General features: G+C 71.7%; 19 protein-coding genes and 1 pseudogene. 8 read left to right on the top strand and 12 right to left on the bottom strand.

The annotated features are described in order from the left end of the window. Window positions 1-257 precede the first annotated feature (257 nt). Together ACH35V_RS24520 and ACH35V_RS24515 are read left to right on the top strand one after the other, a co-directional pair. Window positions 258-1,196, top strand: a complete 939-nt coding sequence (locus ACH35V_RS24520; RefSeq protein ID WP_395975305.1) for a hypothetical protein — start codon at window positions 258-260, stop codon at window positions 1,194-1,196. A 113-nt stretch (window positions 1,197-1,309) separates the two neighbouring features. Continuing rightward, on the top strand, window positions 1,310-1,630 hold the full coding sequence (locus ACH35V_RS24515) for a DUF6879 family protein (RefSeq protein WP_395975726.1): 321 nt from the start codon (window positions 1,310-1,312) through the stop codon (window positions 1,628-1,630). On the opposite strand, the gene ACH35V_RS24510 is transcribed toward ACH35V_RS24515, so the two are convergent. The 3 genes from ACH35V_RS24510 to ACH35V_RS24500 all read right to left on the bottom strand — a co-directional run bounded on the left by ACH35V_RS24510 (window position 1,541) and on the right by ACH35V_RS24500 (window position 2,544). Continuing rightward, entirely contained in the window at window positions 1,541-1,798 is a 258-nt protein-coding gene (locus ACH35V_RS24510) for a Txe/YoeB family addiction module toxin (protein WP_395975304.1), read from the bottom strand. The genes ACH35V_RS24515 and ACH35V_RS24510 overlap by 90 nt on opposite strands. Further along, a complete protein-coding gene (locus ACH35V_RS24505) occupies window positions 1,795-2,067 on the bottom strand; it encodes a type II toxin-antitoxin system Phd/YefM family antitoxin (protein ID WP_395975303.1) in 273 nt (90 codons plus the stop codon). Before ACH35V_RS24505 ends, ACH35V_RS24510 begins: the two co-directional genes overlap by 4 nt. Window positions 2,068-2,403: 336 nt before the next feature. Then, entirely contained in the window at window positions 2,404-2,544 is a 141-nt protein-coding gene (locus ACH35V_RS24500; RefSeq protein ID WP_395975302.1) for a hypothetical protein, read from the bottom strand. Window positions 2,545-2,717: 173 nt separating this feature from the next. On the opposite strand from ACH35V_RS24500, the gene ACH35V_RS24495 reads away from it, so the two are divergent. From ACH35V_RS24495 to ACH35V_RS24480, 4 genes and pseudogenes are all read left to right on the top strand, one after another. Next, entirely contained in the window at window positions 2,718-3,164 is a 447-nt protein-coding gene (locus ACH35V_RS24495; RefSeq protein ID WP_395975301.1) for a hypothetical protein, read from the top strand. Then, window positions 3,161-3,400 (top strand): hypothetical protein, encoded by a 240-nt coding sequence (locus tag ACH35V_RS24490; protein WP_395975300.1) that lies wholly within the window; start codon window positions 3,161-3,163, stop codon window positions 3,398-3,400. The genes ACH35V_RS24495 and ACH35V_RS24490 overlap by 4 nt, the downstream gene beginning before the upstream one ends. Next, on the top strand, window positions 3,397-3,993 hold the full coding sequence (locus tag ACH35V_RS24485; protein ID WP_395975299.1) for a DUF6879 family protein: 597 nt from the start codon (window positions 3,397-3,399) through the stop codon (window positions 3,991-3,993). Before ACH35V_RS24490 ends, ACH35V_RS24485 begins: the two co-directional genes overlap by 4 nt. Window positions 3,994-4,006: 13 nt before the next feature. After that, window positions 4,007-4,605, top strand: a pseudogene (locus tag ACH35V_RS24480) (DUF6082 family protein). A 138-nt stretch (window positions 4,606-4,743) separates the two neighbouring features. On the opposite strand, the gene ACH35V_RS24475 reads toward ACH35V_RS24480, so the two are convergent. From ACH35V_RS24475 to ACH35V_RS24465, 3 genes are all read right to left on the bottom strand, one after another. Further along, complete coding sequence (locus ACH35V_RS24475; RefSeq protein WP_395975298.1) at window positions 4,744-5,082, bottom strand: DUF397 domain-containing protein; 339 nt, start codon at window positions 5,080-5,082, stop codon at window positions 4,744-4,746. 183 nt (window positions 5,083-5,265) lie between these two features. Beyond that, complete coding sequence (locus ACH35V_RS24470; RefSeq protein WP_395975297.1) at window positions 5,266-5,454, bottom strand: DUF397 domain-containing protein; 189 nt, start codon at window positions 5,452-5,454, stop codon at window positions 5,266-5,268. Then, complete coding sequence (locus ACH35V_RS24465) at window positions 5,445-6,263, bottom strand: helix-turn-helix domain-containing protein (protein WP_395975296.1); 819 nt, start codon at window positions 6,261-6,263, stop codon at window positions 5,445-5,447. Before ACH35V_RS24465 ends, ACH35V_RS24470 begins: the two co-directional genes overlap by 10 nt. Before the next feature lie 388 nt (window positions 6,264-6,651). On the opposite strand from ACH35V_RS24465, the gene ACH35V_RS24460 reads away from it, so the two are divergent. Both ACH35V_RS24460 and ACH35V_RS24455 read left to right on the top strand, forming a co-directional pair. Further along, window positions 6,652-6,792 carry a hypothetical protein gene (locus tag ACH35V_RS24460; RefSeq protein ID WP_395975295.1) on the top strand — a complete coding sequence of 47 codons (141 nt, stop codon included), beginning with the start codon at window positions 6,652-6,654 and terminating at the stop codon, window positions 6,790-6,792. 137 nt (window positions 6,793-6,929) lie between these two features. Beyond that, window positions 6,930-7,358 carry a hypothetical protein gene (locus ACH35V_RS24455; protein ID WP_395975294.1) on the top strand — a complete coding sequence of 143 codons (429 nt, stop codon included), beginning with the start codon at window positions 6,930-6,932 and terminating at the stop codon, window positions 7,356-7,358. Here the strand turns inward: ACH35V_RS24455 and ACH35V_RS24450 are convergent. Genes ACH35V_RS24450 through ACH35V_RS24425 form a run of 6 tightly spaced genes read right to left on the bottom strand, consistent with a single transcriptional unit; the run spans window position 7,340 to window position 21,703 of the window. Beyond that, on the bottom strand, window positions 7,340-8,107 hold the full coding sequence (locus ACH35V_RS24450; protein WP_395975293.1) for a hypothetical protein: 768 nt from the start codon (window positions 8,105-8,107) through the stop codon (window positions 7,340-7,342). The two genes, ACH35V_RS24455 and ACH35V_RS24450, sit on opposite strands and share 19 nt — an antisense overlap. Further along, entirely contained in the window at window positions 8,104-9,327 is a 1,224-nt protein-coding gene (locus ACH35V_RS24445; RefSeq protein ID WP_395975292.1) for a glycosyltransferase, read from the bottom strand. Before ACH35V_RS24445 ends, ACH35V_RS24450 begins: the two co-directional genes overlap by 4 nt. Continuing rightward, on the bottom strand, window positions 9,324-10,127 hold the full coding sequence (locus tag ACH35V_RS24440) for an alpha/beta fold hydrolase (RefSeq protein ID WP_395975291.1): 804 nt from the start codon (window positions 10,125-10,127) through the stop codon (window positions 9,324-9,326). The genes ACH35V_RS24445 and ACH35V_RS24440 overlap by 4 nt, the downstream gene beginning before the upstream one ends. Beyond that, window positions 10,120-10,401, bottom strand: a complete 282-nt coding sequence (locus ACH35V_RS24435; protein ID WP_395975290.1) for an acyl carrier protein — start codon at window positions 10,399-10,401, stop codon at window positions 10,120-10,122. Before ACH35V_RS24435 ends, ACH35V_RS24440 begins: the two co-directional genes overlap by 8 nt. After that, window positions 10,398-14,897, bottom strand: a complete 4,500-nt coding sequence (locus tag ACH35V_RS24430; RefSeq protein ID WP_395975289.1) for a beta-ketoacyl synthase N-terminal-like domain-containing protein — start codon at window positions 14,895-14,897, stop codon at window positions 10,398-10,400. The genes ACH35V_RS24435 and ACH35V_RS24430 overlap by 4 nt, the downstream gene beginning before the upstream one ends. Then, a complete protein-coding gene (locus tag ACH35V_RS24425; protein ID WP_395975288.1) occupies window positions 14,894-21,703 on the bottom strand; it encodes an SDR family NAD(P)-dependent oxidoreductase in 6,810 nt (2,269 codons plus the stop codon). The genes ACH35V_RS24430 and ACH35V_RS24425 overlap by 4 nt, the downstream gene beginning before the upstream one ends. Window positions 21,704-21,737: the final 34 nt, after the last annotated feature.

The raw sequence follows: 21,737 nt of genomic DNA, 5'->3' as shown, positions 1-21,737 counted from the left end.
ACGCTTTCTCCGCCGCGAATTTTCACCCCACGCCGACGCGATGCGAAGACGATCTTTTCGGGAAATTGAATTTTCTACGGCGCCGCGTCCGGGGATACGGGGCCTGAGCTGCGGTTTCCGACCCTATTCGACAGATGTTCACAACGGTCGGCGGGAGGCGGCGGGAGCCGATACAAAATACGATCCCACATCAGACATAGGTCGCGCCCTATCGGAGCGGGTCGCGGCCGACGGCTCCCGCCGAAGCGAGGTCCCCCGTGAAACGCACCCGCCGTCTGACCCTGTTGGCCGCCACGGTCACCCTGTCCCTGGCCCCCGGCCATCTGGCCGCCGCCTCCCCAGCGCCGGACAGCCCGGCCGCCGCACCTTTCTGCTACGGAGAACCCTCGACCCCGACCGCCGACATCAGCGACCTCAAAGCGCGCTTCAGTGCCTCGAACTGGATGCCGACCCTCCAGGAGATGTACAAGCGCCGCTGGCCCAGCGGGGAGAAACTCGCCATCGCGCAGGCCGGCGACCAGTACTGGGAACAGTTCGTGAACACCCGGAGCTTCGACGGCTTCGCCGAGTCGATGATGGTGGCGATCCACGAAGAGACCCACATGTGGGACCTCGACCCGTCCCGGACCCGGTGGGACGTGCACATCGCGGCCTGGATCAACGCCTCGCAGCAGGCGTCCGCCGTCCCGCTGCACGGCGGCTTCGCCCGCCGGGAGATCCTCCCGCTCATCACGGACAAGTACAGCGACAGCATGGACGGCATCTACCTGCGCGACTCCCAGCAGGGCTCGTACAAGCTGCAGGGCGTGCTGGCCGAGCAGAACGCCGGGCTGACGGGCCTGCCCGCCGTCACCGTGTTGCAGGAGTTCATCAAGGGCGTCGGGGCCAGCAACTCGCGGGACATCGCGGCCACCAACCTCCGCTACCTGCTGCTCTACCTGCGCGTCGCCAAGGACAAGCACCCCGACTACTGGGCCAAGATCAAGGCCGAGCCGAAGCTGCGCGAACTCGTCCTGACCCAGTTCCTGCGCACGGCCTACTGGCTGGAGAAGTCCGCCCCCTTCACCGGCAAGCTCGGCAGCCCCGACGCCGACAAGATCACCGCGACGAACTACTCCGCGGCGAACATCGCCATCCTGGAGGAGTTCACCGGCGCCAAAGTCCGCGTCGACACCGACAAACACTGCACCACCTGACCAAGGCAACGGCGGCCGCCTCAGTCACCTCACAGAGACGGCCGCCCGAACGGCCGCGCAAGGCGCCCTCCGAGTGAGCAGGAGGACGACGCACCGAGTAGCGCTTCCTCAAGCTGGAGTGCCGGCAGTCGTACCAGGAGGCTGAGGGCATCCGGTCACAGGAGGCGTACCGGCGCGGTGACGTCTCGCTGGCCCGCAGCCTTCCGGAGAAGGAGGCGATGGGAGCCCAGCCGCTTCGCGACGAGGTCAGAGCGCGGAACCTGGACTTCACTCGAGTCCGGCTGCTCGCCTACCCGCTCACCGACTACCTGCGCCACGAGATGGGTTGCGCGAGCCTCGTCCGGTCATTCGTAGTGGGTGCGGCAGGCGACGATCTGGACGGTGTCGGCTTCGATGACGTAGACGATGCGGTGTTCGGTGGTGAGGCGGCGTGACCAGAAACCCGCCAGGTTCTGACGGAGGGGTTCGGGCTTGCCTGTGCCTTCGTAACCGTTGCGACAGATGTCCTCGATCAGCCGGTTCAACCGTTTGAGGGTCGCACGGTCGTTCTGCTGCCACCAGAGGTAGTCGTCCCAAGCCTCCGGCGTGAAGAGGATCTTCACTCGGCTTCCCGGCCGCCGTCTTCGTTGAGTTCGTGCGGTTGGGCCTGGCCGCCGCGCAGGCTCTGAATCGAGGCGGCGAGATGGCGCGCGTTGGCGGGAATGCCGAGCAGGAACGCCGTCTCCTTCAGCGACTCGTACTCGCGCAGACTGATCACAACGGCTGGGTCGCGGTTGGGCCGGGTCACGATGATCTCATCGAGATCTTCGGTGACGCGGTCCAGGGCCGCAGCCAGATTCGAGCGGAACTCGCTCGCGGACATCGGGTGCATCGCACCTCCCTTTCCCTGAAGTGTACGTAATCACGTACATCGACATCAAGTCTGTCGTGCGGATCCGCGAAACCGCGGCTGTTCCTGCCGAGGATTCTCGATCTGCTGGCGAACCGCCCGCCCGACCGGATCACCCTCAGCGTCTACGGCGGGGGACGAAACGCTCCCGACCCAGTCCGCCGCCCGTCTGCGGAAGCGGAAGACCTTCACCGGTTGCAACGCCGGGCACACGTTCTTCCACGTCAACCCGTTCGGCAAGGACCGCCGGTCGACGGCCGCGGAGACGATCGTCCCTGCGCTGAGCATGCGCGGCGGCGGCCTGGTGAAGGTCTACCACTACAGCGCCTCGGGGCCCGACCTCCCCGCGCTGATGGGCTTGGGCGAGCGGTTGGCGAAGACCCACAGCGCCGGGGCCGGCGGCAGGGTGATCTGGTTCTCTGACCGTCCGGACGGGGCACGCGGCAGGGTGATGGTCAAGCGCTTCTCCTCCGACGACGAGCGACCGGCGCGCAGCGTCCAGCCCCTCACGGACTGCCCGGCCGCCGACACCTTCGGAGCGTTCGCCGACGAAATCGGGCCGGACGGCTTCCCGTTCCTCTACCAGCGGATGAAGGCCGGGCACCAGGACGGCCCTGCCCGCCGTCACCGTGTTGCAGGAGTTCATCAAGGGCGTCGGGGCCGGCAACGCGCGGGACATCGCGGCCACCAACCTCCGCTACCTGCTGCTCTACCTGCGCGTCGCCAAGGACAAGCACCCCGACTACTGGGCCAAGATCAAGGCCGAATCGAAGCTGCGCGAACTCGTCCTGACCCAGTTCCTGCGCACGGCCTACTGGCTGGAGAAGTCCGCCCCCTTCACCGGCAAGCTCGGCAGCCCCGACGCCGACCGCATCACGGCCGCAAGAACAGCCGCGCGGAGCGCAGAGCCTGACTTTAGGAAAGATACTTTTCACCCGTCGAGTTCACCCGATATTCAACGATCATGTCTGTATCGCGAGCCTCGATCGCCTAGCAAGTCGTCAAGGAATTTCCTGCGTTTCTCGGTTATCCGGCAGGGGTATCGCCATTGGCGACGTCTGCTCGGGAGGCTCTTATGAAGGCGATCGGTCGGCTCGGCAAGGCACCCGCCGAACGTGGCGACACGACCTCGACGACCGGTTCCCCGGATATCCTCACCCTCAGTGATGGCACATTCGCCGTCATCGGTGTCGACATCACCGAAGAACTTGGGCAGACTCCACTGGGAGATGCCCGGTGCGCTCCGAACGAACGAATCGTTCAAATCACACGTGCCACTCTCATCGCCGCGAAGAAAGATATCCCGGACGAATGATGCATCGACCGCCCGAGTGGGCTCTGGACGGCAGCGAGCGGCTCACCCTGGCGGGCTTCCTGGAGGCCTTCGGCGAATCTTGGGGACGCACCGAGCAGCGCTTCCTCAAGCTGGAGTGCTGGCAGTCGTACCAGGAGGCCGAGGGCGTCCGATCACAGGAGGCGTACCGGCGCGGTGACGTCTCGCTGGCCCGCAGCCTTCTGGAGAAGGAGGCGATGGGAGACCAGCCGCTTCGCGACGAGGTGAGAGCGCGGAACCTGGACTTCACCCGAGTCCGGCTGCTCGCCCACCCGCTCACCGACTATCTGCGCTACGAGATGATCAACTATGAGGTGCGCGGCCGGCTCGGCGAGCGCATGGAGTTCTTCGCGCCGCCGTCACCCGTGGAGGAGTACTTCGACTTCCTGCTGTTCGACTCCCATACGGCCCTCATCCATGACTACGGGCCCGGACCGGTCGGCCACCAGGTCGGCGGCTGGCTCACTCGGCACGCGAAATCGCTGCGTGCGCTGGCCGAGATCGTCACCGATCTGCGCACCCGCGGCAAGCGGCTGAACCCCCTGAACACAAGTTCCGGCACGCCCCCGGCCTGACGTAGCGGCTGCCATGACGGGAAGACTGAGACGGGCGGTTCCCATTGGCCTCGCGATCGCCACGGGGCTCTTCGTGGTGGCCCTCTGCGTCCTGGTTCCGCTTCTCCTGCTGCTCCGGCTGGACGACGACGAGCTGGCGCGCTGGTCGGACATCGGGCAGGCGATCAGCCCGGTCGGCATCCTCTTCGCAGGCGCCGCGTTCCTGGGCATCACCGCCGCGCTCCTGCTGCAAGGCCGCGAACTGCGGAACCAACGTGAACAGCTGATGCTCGCCCATGAGGAGCAGATGCGCAGCAGCGAAGTCGCGCTGCGCGAGCTGCACACCGATCTCATCAAGATGGCCATCGAAGACAGCGAGCTTCGCTCAGTGTGGCCCGAGTCGACCACTACTGCAACCTGATCCTCAACCTTCAGAAGGTCGCCTACGAGACCCGCACGATCGAGCTCCCCGAACTCCGCAACGCGCTGCGCTTCCTCATGACGAGCCCCGATCTGCGCGCCTTCTGGTCCCGGAGCCGCGCGTCCCGAGTTTCCATCACCGACGGTGATGACGCCGAGGACGAGTTCACGCGCGAGGTCGACACCGCGTACACCGACACCATCGTCCCGTAGAGGCGGGGCCGATTCCGGCGCACCAGGCACGGCACCGTCCGGGTGGTGTGCGGCGGATCGTCCGTGCCGTGGCGGGGGGCAGGACGACCGCCGCGACTCAACGAATGGGGTACCGCCCGGGCGGTTTTGGCTGGACGGTCAGTGCGTCTCGGCGGCGGACTGGACGGCCGTCCGCAGGGTCGCGCGGGTCAGCAGGAGGACGGGGCCGTCCGGGTCCTTGCTGTCCCGCACCGCCACCACACCGGCCACGTCCGCCAATTCGACGCACTCAGCACCGTTGGAAGTGCTGCGGCTGCTCTTGCGCCACACCAGGCTGCTCGGAAGCTCTGCCAGCTCGACACATTCAGCACCGTTAGAGCCGCTGTGGCTCGACTTGCGCCATACCAGGTTGCTCGGAAGCTCGGCCAATTCGACGCAGTTGCCGCCGTTCTCACCACTGCGGCTGCTCTTGCGCCAGTTGAGGTTGTTCAGAGGCATAGAGCCATTGTCGGACGCGCGGCTGACGCTGTCATTGGGCGCGTTCGCTTGGCGGGGGTTGCCTTTGAGGTAGGTGGATAGGCGGCAGGTGGTGTGCGGCGGGTCGTCCGTGCCGTGCCGAGGGTAGGACGACCGCCGCGACTCAACGAATGGGTACTGCCGGGGTGGTTCTGAGCTGGACGATCAGTGCGTCTCGGCGGCGGACTGGATGGCCGTGCGGAGGGCGGTCCGGGTCACCAGCAGGACGGGCCCGTTCGGGTCCTTGCTGTCCCGCACGGCCACTGTGCTGGGAAGCAAGGCCAGTTCCACGCAGTCGCCGCCGTTGGATGCGCTGTGGCTGCTCTTACGCCACTTGGCGTTCCTCAGGTCCATTTCTCCTGGACCACCTTTCTGATCAACTCGCGCGTCATCTGTACCGTGAGTGCCTGCGAGCGGAGGGCAACGAGGGTTTTCGCCAGGACGGACAGATCTGCGGGGTCGTCTGTCGTGATTGGGCGTACGGCCGTCTCGATATAAGCGACCTCGCTTCGATCATCCATCGTCGCAATCACGAACGCACCCGTGTTGCCGTCGTGCTCGCCACTTCCCAACACTACTTGAACCGTGACGTTGGGCAACATGCTCATCTCGATGAGGTGCTCCAGCTGTTCCCTCATGGTCTCGGCCGTGCCGACGGGGTTCACGAGCGCGTGTTCATTGAGCAGGATCACGTAGGTCGGTACGGACCCCTCGTCGTCCTCGGGTGCCTTGGTGAGGATGGCTTGGCGGGCGATCCGCGCGTCGGCAGCCGCTTGGTTGTTGTGCAGGATCGCCAGTGCGTACGCCGGAGTCTGCACCAGGCCGGGGATCACGGAATGCTGCCACGTGACCAGCATCGCCGCGTCCGCCTCGACCTCCGGCCAGTCGAACCAGATCGGCACCGGGCGGCCGTCCTTGTTCAGGTCCTCCCACAGGCTGAGGAGCGAGCCACCAGCCTCCAAGTGATCGTCGATGAGTTGGACGAAGGTTCGGGAGGCGCGCCGCTTTCCATTCTCGATTCGGCTTACCTGTGCGCCGCTCATTTTCGTCAGGTGCGCGATGGTCTCCTGCTTGACGCCCTTCGCCTCGCGCAGCCTGCGCATTTGGCGGCCGAAGGCGACGAGGGCGGGTGCTTCTCGGGGGTGTTGTCGTCGCGGGGGCATTGCTGCCTACCTCTCCGGGGGTAATTACCAGCCTTCGCCAGAGACTTCCCGATCACCTCCAGTTATGGCTGGTAAGCGCATCGTAACCCAGGAAGTGGCTGAATGTGTGGTGAACGCCACACAGAGTGAGGAGACATCATGGGCGAGGCGGTGCAGAGCGAGATGGTGGTCAAGCGGGATCTGCGGGCGGTGGCGGAGGTGCGGACGTTCGTGCGGCTGGTGACGGGCGGGTGGGGCGTGGACGACTTCGTCCCGTGCCTGATCGCGAGTGAGCTGGTCACCAACGCGCTCCGGTACGCGACCAAGGCCGAGGACGAGGTGATCTTCCGCATCGGCCGCACCGAGCGGGGCGTGGTGTGGGTGGAGGTTCAGGACCTCGGTCTGCGTCATGCCGCGCATCGTGAGCGCGGACGTCAACGGCGAGTCGGGCCGGGGCCTGTTCGTCGTGGAGCAGTTCACCCGGTGCTGGGGCGCGCGCCCGCTGGCCGGGGACGTCGGCAAGGTCGTCTTCGCCGTTCTCAACTCGTGAAGACCACGCGGAGGGGCGGTTGGAGGGGGCCGTCCCTCCGCGTAGCTCGCACCTGGGCTGTGGGTGTCACAAACCACCGAGCCATTTCGTCTTCAGGCGAGGCGGCAGCCGAGTAGCCGAGAGAAATGGGGACTTCGATGCACGACACCTCTTCCGGGGCCGCGGAGGGCGGGACGGTGGTCGCGCTTTTGCGGGCCGTGGCGGTTCTCAGCCTGCTCGGGACCCTGTCGCAGGGCTTGACGGCCGGGATGTTCCTGAACGGCGATGTGAATTCGATCGATCCGCATCAGGTGAGCGCGTTCGTGGTGGAGTTCCTGGTGATCGTCCAGGTCGTGCTCGCCGTCCTGGTGTGGCGTCGCAACCGCTCCCTGAAGTGGCCGCTGCCGGGGGCGATCGCCGTCCTGGTGTTCACCTTCGTCCAGGCCGCCCTGGGCGTGGAGGGCTCGGTCGCCGCTCACGTCACGCTCGGCGTGACCCTGAGCGCGATGGAGATGGCGATGGTCTTGCGGTCCTTCCAGCTCCGAACGCACCGGCCGGGGTCGACGTCTCAACCCGCCGTCAGGTAGCGGGGCGGGCGGGGGAGGTTGGGTGCCAGGCGGGCTGTGACCTGCTTGCGGATGGCGGGGACGGCGGGCGCGGGGGCCAGCGTCGCGACGCAGGTGCCTATCGTCCGGCCGCCTAGGGCACCGGCGTCCAGGGCCGCCTTCAAGGTCTCGTCGTGGGTCGGGTTGCCGGGGGTGTGAGCGTCCGTTAGGAGCGGGCCGAGGTCGGACGGGCGGTCCGCTAGGGCGGCGGCGGCTCGTTTGGCGGTCTCGGGGGCGGTGGGTTGGACGGTGGCCTGGCTGCGGGTTCCTACGTCGATCAGCAGGAGGCGCAGGTCCGTTCCGGTCAGGTCGCATGTCCCTCGTGCCGGTGCGGCCGTCGTCGGGGCGGTGGTGCCGTCTTGGAGGTCTTGTAGTGCTCGGGTCGTGGCGTCGGTCGTCTCGGCTCCGGTGAGCAGGCCCATATCCGCTGGTAGTTCGCGGTTCACCACTAGGTGAATTCCTGGGGGCGCGGTCATGGCCTTCAGGCTGTCCCGGGCCCAGTCGGGTGCGGTGGACGGTGTCACGACGCCGTGGTCGTGGTGGTTCATCGAGAAGAGGGACGTGGTGCCGTCGTCCGAGCGGCCCGCGGCTACTGCGCTGCCCCAGGGGAGCGGGACGTCCAGGCCGTCGAGGAGTGGCAGGGTCCCCAGGACGTAGCGGGTCGTTGCCGGTGGTTTGCCGAATACGCGTTCAAACAGGCGGGTCATCCACTGGAACTCCTCCTTGATCACGCGAGCTTCTCCAGCCGGTCGGCTGCCTCGGCGGCGCCTCCGGCTGCGGCGAAGGACTCGCGGACCCGTTCGGCGGCGGCGCGGTGCGGGCCGTCCGCGAGGACGGTGGCGAGGGCCGTCCTGAACTCGTCCGGGCGGACGCGGCTGAAACGGACGGAAACACCCGCCCCGGCGGCCTCCACCTGCCGGGCGATGACCGACTGGTCGTCCCGGATGGGGGCCACCACCAGCGGGAGCCCCTGGGAGAGGGACTCGCAGACGGTGTTGTGGCCGCCGTGGCAGACGACGGCGGAGAGCCGTTCGAGCAGCTTGAGCTGCGGGACCTGCGCGCGGACGAGCACGTTCGGCGGCGGGTCCGCCACGACGCCCGGCGGCGCCACGAAGATCGCCTGGGCGTCCAGGTCGCGGACGGCGTCGGCGGCGACCCGGAAGAACCGTTCGCCGGACGGGCCGTTCAGCGTGCCGAGGGAGACGAGCGCGGCGGGGCGTCCGTCCAGCCAGTCCCACGGGAACGGGCCGGGCGCGGAACGGCCGAGGGCAGGGCCGACGAAGGCGAAATGGCCGGGGAAGAACGAGATGTCGCCGATCAGCGCGCCGGTCGAGAAGATGAGCACGAGGTGGTCGGAGAAGCGCAGGTCGAGCAGGTCCTCGATGCCGTGGTCGAGCTGGAACTCCGCGATCCGCTCGCGGATCCACTCCTCCACCTTCGGCATGTCGGCGAGCGGGCGGGTGAACTCCGCGGACGTCGACGCCGACGTCGCCCACGGGATCTCGCGGCGGCGGGCCGCGACCGGGGCGGCGAGGACGAGCTGGTCGGCGACCACCACGTCCGGGCGGAAACGGTCGATCGCCTTCTCGACGCCGGGCAGCATCGCGTGGCCGAGCGGGACGACGAACTCCTCCCACATGAAGCGGAGGGCCGCCAGGCGCCGCAGCCCCTGCCAGTCGTTCCAGATGTCGGGCAGGCGCCTCCCGAAGTCGTCCCCCACGGAGCCGATGACGCGGGAGCCGGGGCGCAGCAGCGGCTCGATGGACGGGCGGTGGCCCGTCCAGGCGACCTTGTGGCCGCGGCGGGCGAGCTCGGCCGCGACCGCGGCGGGCGGGTTGACGTGCCCGGCCAGCGGCGGGACGGCGAACAGGAACCGCCGTTCCGGTGTTTTCGCGCGCCTGATCCTGGGGTCGTCGAGCAGGGACGGGACGGTGCGGCGGCGGGCCTTCATCGGACGGCTCCGGCGGGCACCCGCGTGCCGGCGTGGTGGGCGAGCCAGGGCAACAGGACCTCCAGGATCTCGGCCGTTCCGGTTGGGAGCATGAAGTGGGAGTAGCCGGTCAGGGTGTGCAGCGTGCAGTTCGGGACGTGGTGGAGGAGCAGCCGCCCGGCGTCCGCCACGTCCGAGTGCTGGCCGTAGACCGCCAGGACGGGGCACGGCACGGTGGCGAGCGCCGCGGGACGGACGGGGGGCATGGCGGCGAGGTCGTCCAGGACGGTCGTGCCGTTGAGGAGCGCGTCGGCGGCCGCGGCCGCGCGGCTCATGCGGCGCTCGCCGAAGGCGAGGAGCTGGTCGGCGATCCGCTCGTATTCCAGCTTGAGCGCCGACTGCGCCAGCCTGTTGAGGAGGCCCCGGTTCCAGTCGGACCCGTCGCCCGGGCCGTGCGCGTCGATGAGGACGAGCCCCGCCACCCGGCCGGGGTGCGCGAGGGCGGCGTTAAGCGCGACGGCGCCGCCGAAGCTGTAGGCGACGAGATGGACGCGGTCGTGGCCCAGGGCGTCGAGGACGGCGAAGAGGTCCGCGACCGCGTCGGGCACGCTGTATCCGGTCGGCGGGCGCTCGGTGAGGCCGTGCCCGCGCAGGTCGTACAGGACGCACCGGGCCCCGGCCTCGGCCACCGGCGAGGCCAGCGTGTAGTAGAAGCTGGACAGGTTGTCGATGGCGAGGCCGTGGACGAACACCACGACGGGCGGGCCCGTCCCGCATTCCTGGACGTGGAACCGGAGACCGCGCGCGGTCACCTCAGGCATGCGCCCGCTCCTGGGCGGCGATGTGGTCCACGACGTCGCCGACGGTCAGGTTCATGAGCTGGTCGAGGTCCAGGCCGGCGATGAACGCGGGGAAGTCGACGCGGTCGCCGTAGCGGGCGCGGAGCCGGTCGACCAGCGCGACGAACTCGATGCTCTCCAGGCCGAGGTCGTCGCCGAACGTGGTCCCGGGGCCGATCTCCACATCGAGCAGGAAGTCCTCCCCCACCACGTCGATCAGCATCCGGACGACCTCGGACCTTACGTCGTCGCTCATGTGCGGGATTCCTCCATGTCCGCTCCGCCGGCCGCGACCGTCCAGGCCACGACGTGTCCTTCGATTTCGCGTGTTTCCACGGTGGTGACCGTGCCGTCCGCGGCGATGAGGAGCCGCTCGGCGTCGGCGACGGTCACGACCAGTTCCACCGGACGTTCCGGATGGTCCGAACGTTCTGCCGAATGTTCTGCCGAATGTTCTGCCGGGTGTTCCGATGCGGGGGTCATCGAGCGCAGCACCGCCTCCTTGGCCGCGCGGACGCGTCCGTCCCTCTCGTTCTGGGCGAGACCGATGCCGGCTGGTTCCCGGCCTGGTCTGACCAGCGCCACGCCCAATTCGGTGTCGGAGGTGATGGAGATGGTGAATGGCTCGTCGAATGGGCCCGTCACGGTCGGCCCGTCGTGGACGGTGAGTTCCGCTGGGAAAAGGGGGCCGTGGCCGTTCCGCCAGAGGTGGTCCCGGACGGCGTCCTTCGCTGCGATACGTCCTAGTAGCCAAGGCCCCTGCGCGAACGGCGGGAGGGCTTCGTACTCAGCGCGTTCGCTGGCGCACAGGTACTGGCGCATGAGGAGGTCGCGTGAGGCTGTGCCGTCCCAGCGTTTGCGGGCCAGGCACCAGCCGCCCGGCTGCGGTTCACCCGTTCCCGATACTTCGGCGGTGAATTTCATCCGCCAGAGAGCCTCGTCGGTGTAGAAGCGGTGCGTCGTCCAGGCGTCGATGCGCGCCCATACCGTTCCGTTCTCACGGACCAGTTCGGCCGAGCAGCGCATGGTCGTGTCGGTCAGGGACTGGTTCCAGATGGTCGTCACCAGGTGTTCGCCTTCGGGCGGCAACGGACCGTACAGGGAGACCCGTTCGATCCCTACCGGGAACACCATCTGGTTGGTGTCGCCGTACACCTGGATCCAGTGGCCGCATAGCTGACCTGCGCTGTCCAGGAGCGCGCCGGGCGTATGCGAGGACTTCAGTACGGCGCGCACACCGTCCTCTGCGAGGGCCGTGATCTCGGTGATGCCGCGGAAGAGCGGGCCGTGGAACATCCAGCGTTCCTCGTACAGCCGGTCCGCTGTGACTATGGGCGGGCCTTCGATGGTCAGCGGCGTGGCGTCCGGCGCGGGTGGGGGCGGGTAGCCGTCGGCCAGCAGGACGGTCCCGTCCGCGTGGCCCTGGATGACGACCTTCACCTTGCGCGGGCGGTCGCGCTCCTCGACGAGGTAGGCGCGGATCTCGGCGGTGGTGGGCGGGGCGGCCACGATCCAGCGGACGGCGCGGACGTTCTCGAATCCGATGACCACCAGGCCGGGCAGGAGTTCCCGTGCCGTGTCGGCCAGGACCTCCAGCAGCGTGGCCAGCGGGACGATCGGGAACCGGTCCGACATGTCGGGCCAGCCCGGGGCCTGCGGGAACACGCAGTGGTCGGCCAGGTACGGCATCGCGTCGAGCGAGAAGACACGCGAAACGACCAGCTCCGCGGCCACCGACGGAGCGTCCGCGCCAGGCCGCCCGCCGCCGGACGACTCTTCACCGGACGGCTCTTCTCCGGCCTGCCCGTCCTCGCCCTGCCCGTCGTCGCCCTCTGCTTCGCTTTCGCTGAAGTGCGGGCTCGCGGGTTGCGGGGCTCGCGGTCGCTCGGGCGGCGGGGCGTCGGCCTGGTCGTCTTGGGCGGGGGCGTCCTCGATCGGGGCGCCGGGCGCCGGTCTGGCGCCGAGGGCCTCCACGACGGTCCGCGCCCCGGTCGCCGCATCGTCGAGCAGCGCCTCCAGCTCGGCCAGGACGGGGTCGTCGGCCGGAAGCGGCGGGACCCCGGACGCGAGCCGGATGGGTGGGACGGCGCCGTCCAGCCTGACCAGCGGCGTGCCGAGGTCGAGCCGCAGGCCCGTCGCGGTCGGGGGCGGCGGGGACGCGCCGTACCCTTCGGCCCACAGCGCGGCGGCGACACGGCGGAGCTGGGCCATCCCGTCCCGCTTCGGGGTGTTGACGGCCATGGCGAGGTGCTCGCGCTCCCCCAGCGCGTCGCCGACGAACCCCGTGAGGCTTCCGGGCCCGACCTGCACGAACACCCGCACGTGGGCCGTCGCGTAGAGCTCCTCGATCAGGTCGCTGAACCGGACGGGTTCGAGCAGGTGCCGGACGACGAGTTCGCGCACGTCGGCGGGCGTCCGCGGGTACGGCGCGGCCGTCGTGGCCGACCACAGCGGCACGCGGGAATCGTGGATCGGCAGCGCGTCGAACAGGTGTTGCACCTGTTTCTCGTAAGCCTGCGCCAGCGGCGTGTGGAAGCCGGACCTGAACGGCAGCTCCTGCCCGAGGACGCCTTCGGACGCCAGCCTCGCCAGGATGTCGCGGACCTCGTCCGCCGGGCCGCAGATCACCGACTGGTGCGGGCAGTTGTCGTGGCTGACGAAAACACCGGAACGTCCGGCGACGGCGTCGCGGGCCTGGGCGGCGCCGCAGCCGAGCGCCCCGTACACGGCGTCGGGGACGTCCAGCCCTTCGCCGTCGAGCGTCCGGATGAACTCCTCGACCGCGTCCGCGTCGTACCTGCCGGTGGCGATCATCGCCGTCCATTCGCCGAGGCTGTGGCCCGCCGCGACGTCCGGTTCGATGCCGAGCCCGGCGAGCGCGGCGGCCAGCAGGCGGCCCACGCCGATGACGTCGGCGGCGTGTCCGAGCAGGTCGGAGCGGCCGGTGAGCGCGGGTCTCGGCAGCCCGAAGTGCTCGGCGACGTCGTCCACGCGGGGGTCGAACGCGGGCTCGAATCCGGGAAACAGGAAGGCCAGCCGTCCGCCTTCGGCGAGCAGCGGACGAGGTGCGAACCACACGTCGCTACGGCCTCGCCAGGGCGTCCCTCGCTGGACGACCGCTCGCGCCAGGTCGAGCCTGCGCGGCGTGGGGGCGACCAGGGCGAGGCGGCACGGAAGGTCGGGGACGTCCTCCGGCTCCTGCTCCGACACCCGCGCCAGAAGTTTCTCGTCGGGCTCGGCTAGGGCGGCGGCCAGTTCTTCGGGCGTGTGAGCGGCCAGCTTGAGGACGCGTTCGTCCGACTGTGGCGTGTCGAGCCTCCGCCGCCGTGCCCGCCGGACGCCGCTCGGCGGCGGCTCCTCCAGGATCACGTGCGCGTTCGCGCCCCCGAACCCGAACGCGTTGACCACCGCCCGGCGCGGGCCGTCGTGCCGCTCCCACTCGGCGGCCTCCCGCACGAGCCGGAGCCTGCTGTTCTCAAGCGCCGGGTGCGGGTCGTCCACGTGGAGCGTCGGCGGCAGGACGCCGTCGCGCAGCGCGCACGCCGCCTTGATCAGCCCGGCGATCCCGGCGGCGGGCATCGCGTGCCCGATCATCGACTTGACGGTGCCGAGCCCGATCGGCGGGCCGCCCGTCCCGAAGACCCGGCGCAGCGTCGCCAGCTCCGCCTCGTCGCCCGCCGGGGTCGCGGTGCCGTGCGCCTCGACCAGCCCGACCGCCCCGGGCTCCGCCGGGTCGAGGCCCGCGTCCCGCCAGGCGCGCTCGACCGCGAGGACCTGCCCGTCCACGAGCGGGCTCATGATGCTCGACGCGCGGCCGTCGCTGGACGACCCGGCGCCGAGGATGACCGCGTGGACCCGGTCGCCGTCCCGCTCGGCGTCCTGCAGCCGCTTGAGCAGGACGATCCCGGTCCCCTCCGCCAGGAGCGTGCCGTCCGCGGACCGGTCGAACGGCCGGATCGTCTCGCTCGGGCTCAGCGCCCGCAACTGGCTGAAAACACTCCAGACGGTGGCGTGGTGGGCGTGGTGCACGGCCCCGGCGAGCATCGCGTCGGCCTCTCCGCTGCGCAGCGCGCGGACGGCGTGCTCGACCGCCAGCAGCGAGGACGCGCACGCCGCGTCCAGCGTGTAGGCGGGGCCGCTCAGGTCGAACCGGTTGGCGATGCGGGACGCGGCGAAGCTCGGGACGAGCCCGACCGAGGCGTCGGGGCCGTCCGGGCCGAGCCGGTCGCAGAACGCCCGGCGGATCTCGTCCAGCCGCTGCTTCCCGAGCTCCGGGACCAGCTCGGCGAGGACCCCGGCGACCTGGTGGGACGTCCGCACCCGCTGGTCGAAGCGCGCGACGCCGGGCGTGATGTAGCCGCCGCGCCCGATGACCACGCCGATCTTCGACCGGTCGGGGAGGCGGTCGTCGCCGCCCGCGTCCGCGATCGCGTCGCCCGCCGCGCGCAGCGCGAGCAGCTGGTCGGGCTCCATGCCCGGCACCGCGGCGGGCATGATCCCGAACCGCACCGGGTCGAACGTGGCCAGCTCGTCGACGAACCCGCCCCGCCTGCAGTAGAACCGGTCGCTCTCCGGCGCCCGCTCGTACGCGCCGGCGTCGTAGTAGAGCGCGGGGTCCCAGCGCCCGGACGGGACGTCGGTGATCGCGTCGACCCCGGCCAGGACGTTGCGCCACAGCTCGGCCGCCGATCCCGCGCCGGGGAACACCGCCCCGGCGCCGACGATCGCGATCGGCTCCCGGGCGGGGCTCACCGGACGGTCCCGGTGAACACGACCTGCGTCTCGTCGCCGTGCGCGATCTCCCGCAGCAGGGCCGCCGCGCCCGCGTCCGGGTCGATCAGGCCGGTGCCGCGCCGCGCGTACTCCTCGGCCAGCTCCGGCGTGACCATTCCGCCGCCCGCCCACGGCCCCCAGTCGGCGACGAGCACCCGGCCGTGGAGCCGCGTCCGCCAGACGTTGGCCAGCGTGTCGCACGCGTCGTTCGCCGCCGCGTAGTCGGCCTGCCCGCGGTTGCCGTAGACGCCCGCGATGCTGCCGAAGACAACGAAGAACCCGATGTCGGGCTGGACGGCATGGGCGAGGGCGGACGCGCCGTCCACCTTCGTGCGGTAGACCCGCTCGAACGACTCGGGCGACTTGTCGCGGACGAGGCGGTCCTCGACGATCCCGGCGCCGTGGACGACGCCGTCGAGGCGTCCATGCCATGCGTAGACGCTGTCAACGACGTCCTGCACGGCGTCCGGGTCGCGGACGTCCCCCGCGTGGTACCGGACGGACGCCGCGTGCTCCCGCAACGCCTCCAGGTTCTGGCGGATCTCCCGCTCCGCCAGGATCGTCCGGATCGCCGCCTCGATCTCCGCAGGTCGCAGCCCTCCCCGGGCCACGAGCGCGCGGCGGAGCCCGGCCTCGTCGGGGGCGTCCGGGGACGCGGGCTCGGCGTCCGGCTCCGGGGTGCGTCCCATGATCTCTATGTGGCAGCCGCTCGTCCGGGCCAGTTCCAGGGCCACCCGGGCGGTGATCCCCCGCGCGCCGCCGGTGAGCAGCACGACGCCGTCCGGGCCGACCGGTGCGTCCTGGCCGAGGGGGGCTTCGGGGGTGCCGTCCAGCTCGGCCGGGACGACGGTCAGGCCGCGCCGCAGACCGCCCTCGTGGCCGACGACGACCGGCTCGTCGGCGTTGAGCAGTTCCGCCAGGACGCGCTGCGCGATGGTTCTCGGGGTGTCCTTGGTGTCGACGTCCAGCGCGCGTACGAGCACTTCGGGGTATTCCTGGGCGACCGTCCGCGCCAGGCCCCGCAGCCCCGCGCCGGGCGCCGGGTCTCCGATGCCGCCGCGCCCGTCGAAGCGGCGTCCGAACGTCCCACCGGCCCCGCCCGCGAGGACGAGCCAGCGCAGCCCGCCCGCCAGCGCGTACCGGATGCCTTCGTACGCGCCGGGCAGCACGCCCGTCGCGCCCGGCCGCAGCGCCGCCAAGTGGATCAGGCCGTCGCAGGCGTCGTCGACCTCGCGCGGGGTCCGCACCTGCGCTCCGAGGCGTTCGAGCATGTCGGCGAGTTCCAGGGCGATGCCGCATCCGTCGTCCACGATCTGGAAGCGGCGTCCGGCGAACACCGTCCCGGACTCGGGCGGGACCGGCAGCGCGTCCAGGTCCACGACCCGCAGGACGTGCCGCACGATCTGGGCGTCCCGCGGCACGTCGCCGCTCTGGCCCCACGTCCCGTTCCCGACGCGCGGCCACACCTGCCGGTCGGCGGACGCCGAGATGAATTCCTCCACCGGCGGCCGGGCTGGCGCGCTCGCGGACTGCACCTGCACGGCGGCGGACACCTCCTGCGCGCCCACGGGAACCTCTTGCGCGGGACCGGCCTGGGGCGGGACGACGGCCTGCGGCGCGGCGCCGTCGACGTGGGCGCGGACGGAAGTGACGAGGTCGCCGATGGTGGTGACGTCCCCGAGCCGCTCGGGAGCGGTGAGGCCGAGGTGGTCTGCGAGGTCGCCGAGGATGACCGCGCGTTTGATGGAGTCGATGGAGAGGTCGGCCTCCAGGTTCAGGGCCGCGTCCAGCATCGTCTCGGGGTAGCCGGTGCGGGCGCTGATCACCGCGAGGACGGTGGCGTGGACGTCGCGGGGCGCCTCGTCCGGGACGGTCTCCCCCGGCAGGACGGACCGAGGCGCGGGCACGGGAGCCTCGGGCACGGCGGGCGCGGTCGCGGGGGCCTCGGGCGCGGGGGCCTCGGGCAGGGGCGGCGGCGTCGCGCCGAGATGGCGGAGGACCACCTCCCGCTGCGCCGCGATCATCTCGCGCCCGGCGCGCAGGTACTCCAGGACGGCGTCCTCCGGCCCGCGCGGGCTGAACCCCGGGACGCGTTCGGCCGGGCGGAGCGCGCCCGCCGGGTAGCCGCCGTCGGCGGTCCGGACGAGATGCCCGTTGACGACCCAGCCCGGCACGCCCGGAGCGGCGGCGGAGAGCGGGCGGGCGTCGCGTCCGGCGAAGAGGGGCAGCGGGTCGACGGGGACACCGGCGGCGGCCAGCTCGGCCAGGGTGCGGAGGAGGTGCGCCAGGCCGTTCTCGCCGGGCGCGTCGCAGCTCACGGCGGTGTGCGGGCGGTCGCCGAGGATGGCGCCGACGAGGCCGGTGAGGACGCGTCCAGGCCCCGCCTCCACGAAGGTGCGGGCGCCCGCGTCGTACATCGCCTCGATCTGCTCCACGAAGCGGACCGGCGCGGCGACCTGCCCGGCGAGGGTGGCGGCCAGCTCGGCGGGGTCGGCGTCGTAGGGGGCGGCGGTGGCGTTGGCCCAGACGGGGAAGGCGGGCGAGCGGAGGTCGCGGCGGAGGAGGTCGGCGCGCAGGTCGGCGGACGCGGCGGCGACGAGCGGGCTGTGGAACGCGCACGCCACCGGCAGGCGCTGGGCGGCGAAGCCCGCGCCGGACAGGACGGGCATGGCGCGTTCCAGCCCCTCGGACGTCCCGGAGATGACGACCTGGCCAGGCGCGTTGTGGTTGGCGACGACGATGCCGGACAGGCCCGCCAGCCTCTCCCGGACGTCGCGGAGCGAGCCGGCGACGGCGGCCATCGCGCCCGGGTCGTCCCCGGCGGCGGACAGGATCGCCTCCGCGCGGGCGGCGCTCAGCTCGATCATGTCGGCGTCGTCGACGACCCCGGCGGCGCACAGCGCGACCAGCTCGCCGTAGCTGTGCCCGGCGGCGAGGTCGGGGTGGACGCCGAGCGCGGTGAGCAGCCGGTGGACGGCCAGCCCGGCGATGCCGAGGGCGGGCTGCGCGACGCGGGTGTCGGTGATCTCGGCCTGGTGGCGGCGGGTCTCGGCGCGGCCGAACGCGGCCGGCGGGAACATCGCCGGGGCGTACCGTCCGCCGGCCAGGCGGAGGAGGCGCTGCAGGCGCGGGAACGCGACGAACAGGTCGGCGAGCATGTTCGGACGCTGGCTGCCCTGCCCGGGAAAAAGGAACGCGACCTGCCCCGGCTCACCCGACGGCAGAAAAACACCGGGCGCCGGACGGAATTCCGCCGCGAGGGCGAGCTTTCCCCGCAGGTCGTCCAGCCCGGTGGCGACGAAGGCGACCTGGACGGGCCCTTCGAGCGCGGCTGCCGTCCGGGCGAGGTCGCGGAGCCGGGGCTCGGCCCGGCCCTCCGCCAGGGCGGAGAGGCGGTCGATCTCGGCACGGGCGGCGGCGCGGTCGGCCGCGCGGATCAGGAACAGCTCGGCGGGCCACTCGGCCAGCCCCGACACCGGTTCCGGCGCGCCGTCGTACCCGGACAGGACGGCGTGGAAGTTCGCACCGCCGAACCCGAAGCCGCTCACCCCCGCGTACCGGTCGCCGGGACGGGCCGCCCACGGACGCGCGGCGCCGCTGAACGCGAACGGGCCGTCCGGCGTCCACTCGGCGTTGGGACGGGCGAGGTGCAGCGTCCCCGGCAGCACGCCCGTGTGCAGGGCGTACGCCGTCTTGATGAGACCGGCGAGCCCGGCCGCGCACTTGGTGTGCCCGATCTGCGACTTGACCGACCCGAGCGTGACGCCGCCCGGCGCGGCGTCGGCGAACGCGGAACGCAATGTCGCGAGTTCCGTCCGGTCGCCGACCTCGGTGCCGGTGCCGTGCGCCTCGACGAGCCCGACCGACGCGGGCGCGACGCCCGCCTGCTCGTAGGCGCGGTCGAGCGCGCGGCGCTGCCCTTCGGCGCGGGGGGCGGTGAGGCCGAGGGAGCGCCCGTCGCTGGACCCGGCGACCGACTTGACGACGGCGTAGATCCGGTCGCCGTCGCGCTCGGCGTCCGCGAGGCGCTTCAGCACGACGCACGCGACGCCCTCGCCGAGCGCGATGCCGTCCGCGGACGCGTCGAACGCGGCGCACCGCCCGGACGGCGACAGCGCGCCGACCGACGCGAACAGCAGGTAGTCCTGGATGCCGTTGTGCAGGTCGGCGCCGCCGCACAGCACCATGTCGCTGGAGCCGGAGAGGAGGTCCTTGCAGGCGGCGTCGAGCGCGGCGAGGGACGCGGCGCACGCCGCGTCGACGGTGTAGTTGGCGCCGCCGAGGTCGAGGCGATTGGCGATCCGCCCGGCGATGACATTGGTGAGGACGCCGGGGAACGAGTCCTCCGTGGGGTGCGGGAGCTGCTCGTCCAGCCCGGCCGGGACCTCGCCGAAGTAGGACGGGAGCGCGGCGCGCATCCCGTAGGCCGCGCCGAGGTCGTTGCCGCCGTCCGCGCCGAAGAACACCGAGGTGCGGGCGCGGTCGAACGGGCGGTCGGCGTATCCGGCGTCCTTCAGCGCGCGGGCCGCGACCTCCAGCGACAGGAGCTGGATCGGGTCGATGCTGCCTAGCGCGTTGGGCGGGATGCCGTACGCGAGGGCGTCGAACGGGACGTCCGGCAGGAACCCGCCCCATTTCGACGGCGTCTTCCCCTCCCCGGACGGGTCGTAGTAGATCTCCGGGTCCCAGCGGGTGACCTCGGTGATCGAGTCGGTCCCGCCGACGATGTTCGCCCAGTAGGCGTCGGTGTCGCGGGCGCCGGGGAAGACGCAGCCGATCCCGACGATCGCGACGTCCGCGGGCCGTGCCGCGGCGGGGGCAGGACGCGCGGCGGCGATCCCGACCTCCTCGGCACGGGCGGCGAGAAACGCCGTCGCACCGGACGTGACCTGCTCGTGCAACGCGGCGACGCTGGTCGTGGACCACCTAAGCGACGCCACCTGCCCGAGCATGTACATGCCCTCGGCCCGCTGCACCGCGGGCTCCACGGGCGTGGATCGCCGCAGGCCCTTGCTGGCGAGGCGCAGCCGCCCGAGGTTCAGCTTCTCAAGGCGGTGCCACACCTCCTGGCGCGGCGTCCCGGCCTGCTCCAGTTCGCGGCGGGTGTCGGCGAAGACGTCGACGTAGGGCGTCCGGGCGCAGCGGGTGGCGTGGCCGGGTGACGTCTCCAGCAGGGCCGTGCCGTCGCACTCGACCGCCGCGTCCTGGAAGCCCGGCAGGATCGCGCCCGCCGCCACCGCCTCGGACGTGAACAGGTACGCGGTCCCCATCAGCACGCGGACGTCGGCGCCGCGCTCGGCCAGCGGCCCCGCCAGCGCCGCGACCATCGCCGCGGAGCGCTCGTCATGGACGCCTCCCGCGAACACCACCGACAGCTCGGCGGGGTCGCCGCCGAACGCCATCAGCCGCTCGACCTGCGCGTCCCACAGCGGGAAGCTCGCCCGCGGCCCGACATGCCCGCCGCACTCCCGGCCCTCGAACACGAACTTCCGCGCGCCCTCGCCGAGGAACCTGTCCAGCAGGTCCGGCGACGGGACGTGCAGGTACGTGCTGATCCCCGCGGCCTCCAGCGGCTCGGCCTGCGCCGGACGGCCCCCCGCGATCAGCGCGTACGGCGGCGCCGCCTCGCAGACCGCCGCGAGTTGCGCCTCCCGGACGTCCTGCGGCGCGAACCCGAGTATCCCGACGCCCCAGGGGCGTCCGCCGAGCCGGTCGGCGGTCTCGCGCAGCAGCGTCCGGACCCGGTCGCCGTCCATCAGGGCGAGCGCGAGGAACGGCAGGCCGCCGTCCTGCGCGACCGCGGCCGCGAACGCCGAACCGTCGCTGACCTGCGTCATCGGCCCCTGCACCACCACGGGCTCCGGCCGCGGCGCCAGCGGCCCGGCGCGCACGGCGGCACGCAGATGCGACCCGATCTCGTCCCGGACGGCCTGCACCACTCCCCCGGCGGTCTTGTACCGCCCGGCCAGCGCCGCGGCCAGCGGACCGTCCTGGCCCACGGGAAGCAGCCGCGACCGCAGCCCGGTCGCGCCGAGCCGCGCGTTGACCTCCGCCGGGCCGAGCCCGGCCAAGTCGATCTCCGGCAGGTCAGGGCGCGTGTAGACCCGATGCCCGTGGACGACCGCGGTCTCGCCGCCGTCCATCGCCGCCAGCGCCGACGCGACGTCGGCGGGCAGATCCATCTCCCGGACGAGGGCGAGCTGCACGTCCAGGACGACCCCGGCCGCGCCGCCCGCCACCGCCGCCGCGGCCGTGTGCGTCCCGATCCCGCCCGCCGAGTACACCGGGGCGTCCACGCAGGGATCGGCCATGAGCCGCTGCAGCAGGACGAACGCGGTCAGCTCGCCGACGCGTCCGCCCGCCTCGGAGCCCCGCGCGATGAGCCCCACGTCCCCGGCGATCTCACGGGCCACGGGCACGACGGCGGCGGCCTCGTCGGCGTCCACGACCTCGATGAGGAGGCGCCGGCCCCGCGCGAACCCGGCGACGTCGAGCGGGTCGTCCGACCGCAGCGCCGGGGCGTCGACCACGACGGTGCCGACCGCGTCCGGGATCTCGGCGGGCCTGACCCTGCACCCGGCCGGGACACGGACGCCGAACGGGCCCGTCCACCAGCGGCGCACGTCCGCGAGCGCGGCGAGCCCCGGCGCGCGGTCGGCCCCGAGGTCGAGCACCCCGACCCCGCCCGCCCGCGCGACCGCCACGGCGAGATGCGGTACCGGACGCCCGAACGGGGTGACCCCGATGATCTCGGCCCGGAGACCCTCGCCCTTGTCCGCCGCCATGCACTGCCCCCCGACGTCCCACTGCGGCTCGCAA

Origin of the sequence: Actinomadura sp. 1N219, assembly GCF_044326405.1 — a bacterium.
Taxonomy (GTDB): Bacteria; Actinomycetota; Actinomycetes; order Streptosporangiales; family Streptosporangiaceae; genus Spirillospora.
The sequence above is the reverse complement of the archived record's forward strand: the minus strand, read 5'-3'. Positions and strand labels throughout refer to the sequence as shown.

Coding starts and splice junctions, on each gene's coding strand:
- ACH35V_RS24465 (WP_395975296.1), bottom strand. CDS start 6,263: ATGCCCCCGCGACGACAACACCCCCGAGAAGCACCCGCCCTCGTCGCC.
- ACH35V_RS24485 (WP_395975299.1), top strand. CDS start 3,397: ATGATGCATCGACCGCCCGAGTGGGCTCTGGACGGCAGCGAGCGGCTC.
- ACH35V_RS24460 (WP_395975295.1), top strand. CDS start 6,652: ATGCCGCGCATCGTGAGCGCGGACGTCAACGGCGAGTCGGGCCGGGGC.
- ACH35V_RS24445 (WP_395975292.1), bottom strand. CDS start 9,327: ATGAAGGCCCGCCGCCGCACCGTCCCGTCCCTGCTCGACGACCCCAGG.
- ACH35V_RS24435 (WP_395975290.1), bottom strand. CDS start 10,401: ATGAGCGACGACGTAAGGTCCGAGGTCGTCCGGATGCTGATCGACGTG.
- ACH35V_RS24455 (WP_395975294.1), top strand. CDS start 6,930: ATGCACGACACCTCTTCCGGGGCCGCGGAGGGCGGGACGGTGGTCGCG.
- ACH35V_RS24470 (WP_395975297.1), bottom strand. CDS start 5,454: ATGGACCTGAGGAACGCCAAGTGGCGTAAGAGCAGCCACAGCGCATCC.
- ACH35V_RS24425 (WP_395975288.1), bottom strand. CDS start 21,703: ATGGCGGCGGACAAGGGCGAGGGTCTCCGGGCCGAGATCATCGGGGTC.
- ACH35V_RS24505 (WP_395975303.1), bottom strand. CDS start 2,067: ATGCACCCGATGTCCGCGAGCGAGTTCCGCTCGAATCTGGCTGCGGCC.
- ACH35V_RS24475 (WP_395975298.1), bottom strand. CDS start 5,082: ATGCCTCTGAACAACCTCAACTGGCGCAAGAGCAGCCGCAGTGGTGAG.
- ACH35V_RS24490 (WP_395975300.1), top strand. CDS start 3,161: ATGAAGGCGATCGGTCGGCTCGGCAAGGCACCCGCCGAACGTGGCGAC.
- ACH35V_RS24440 (WP_395975291.1), bottom strand. CDS start 10,127: ATGCCTGAGGTGACCGCGCGCGGTCTCCGGTTCCACGTCCAGGAATGC.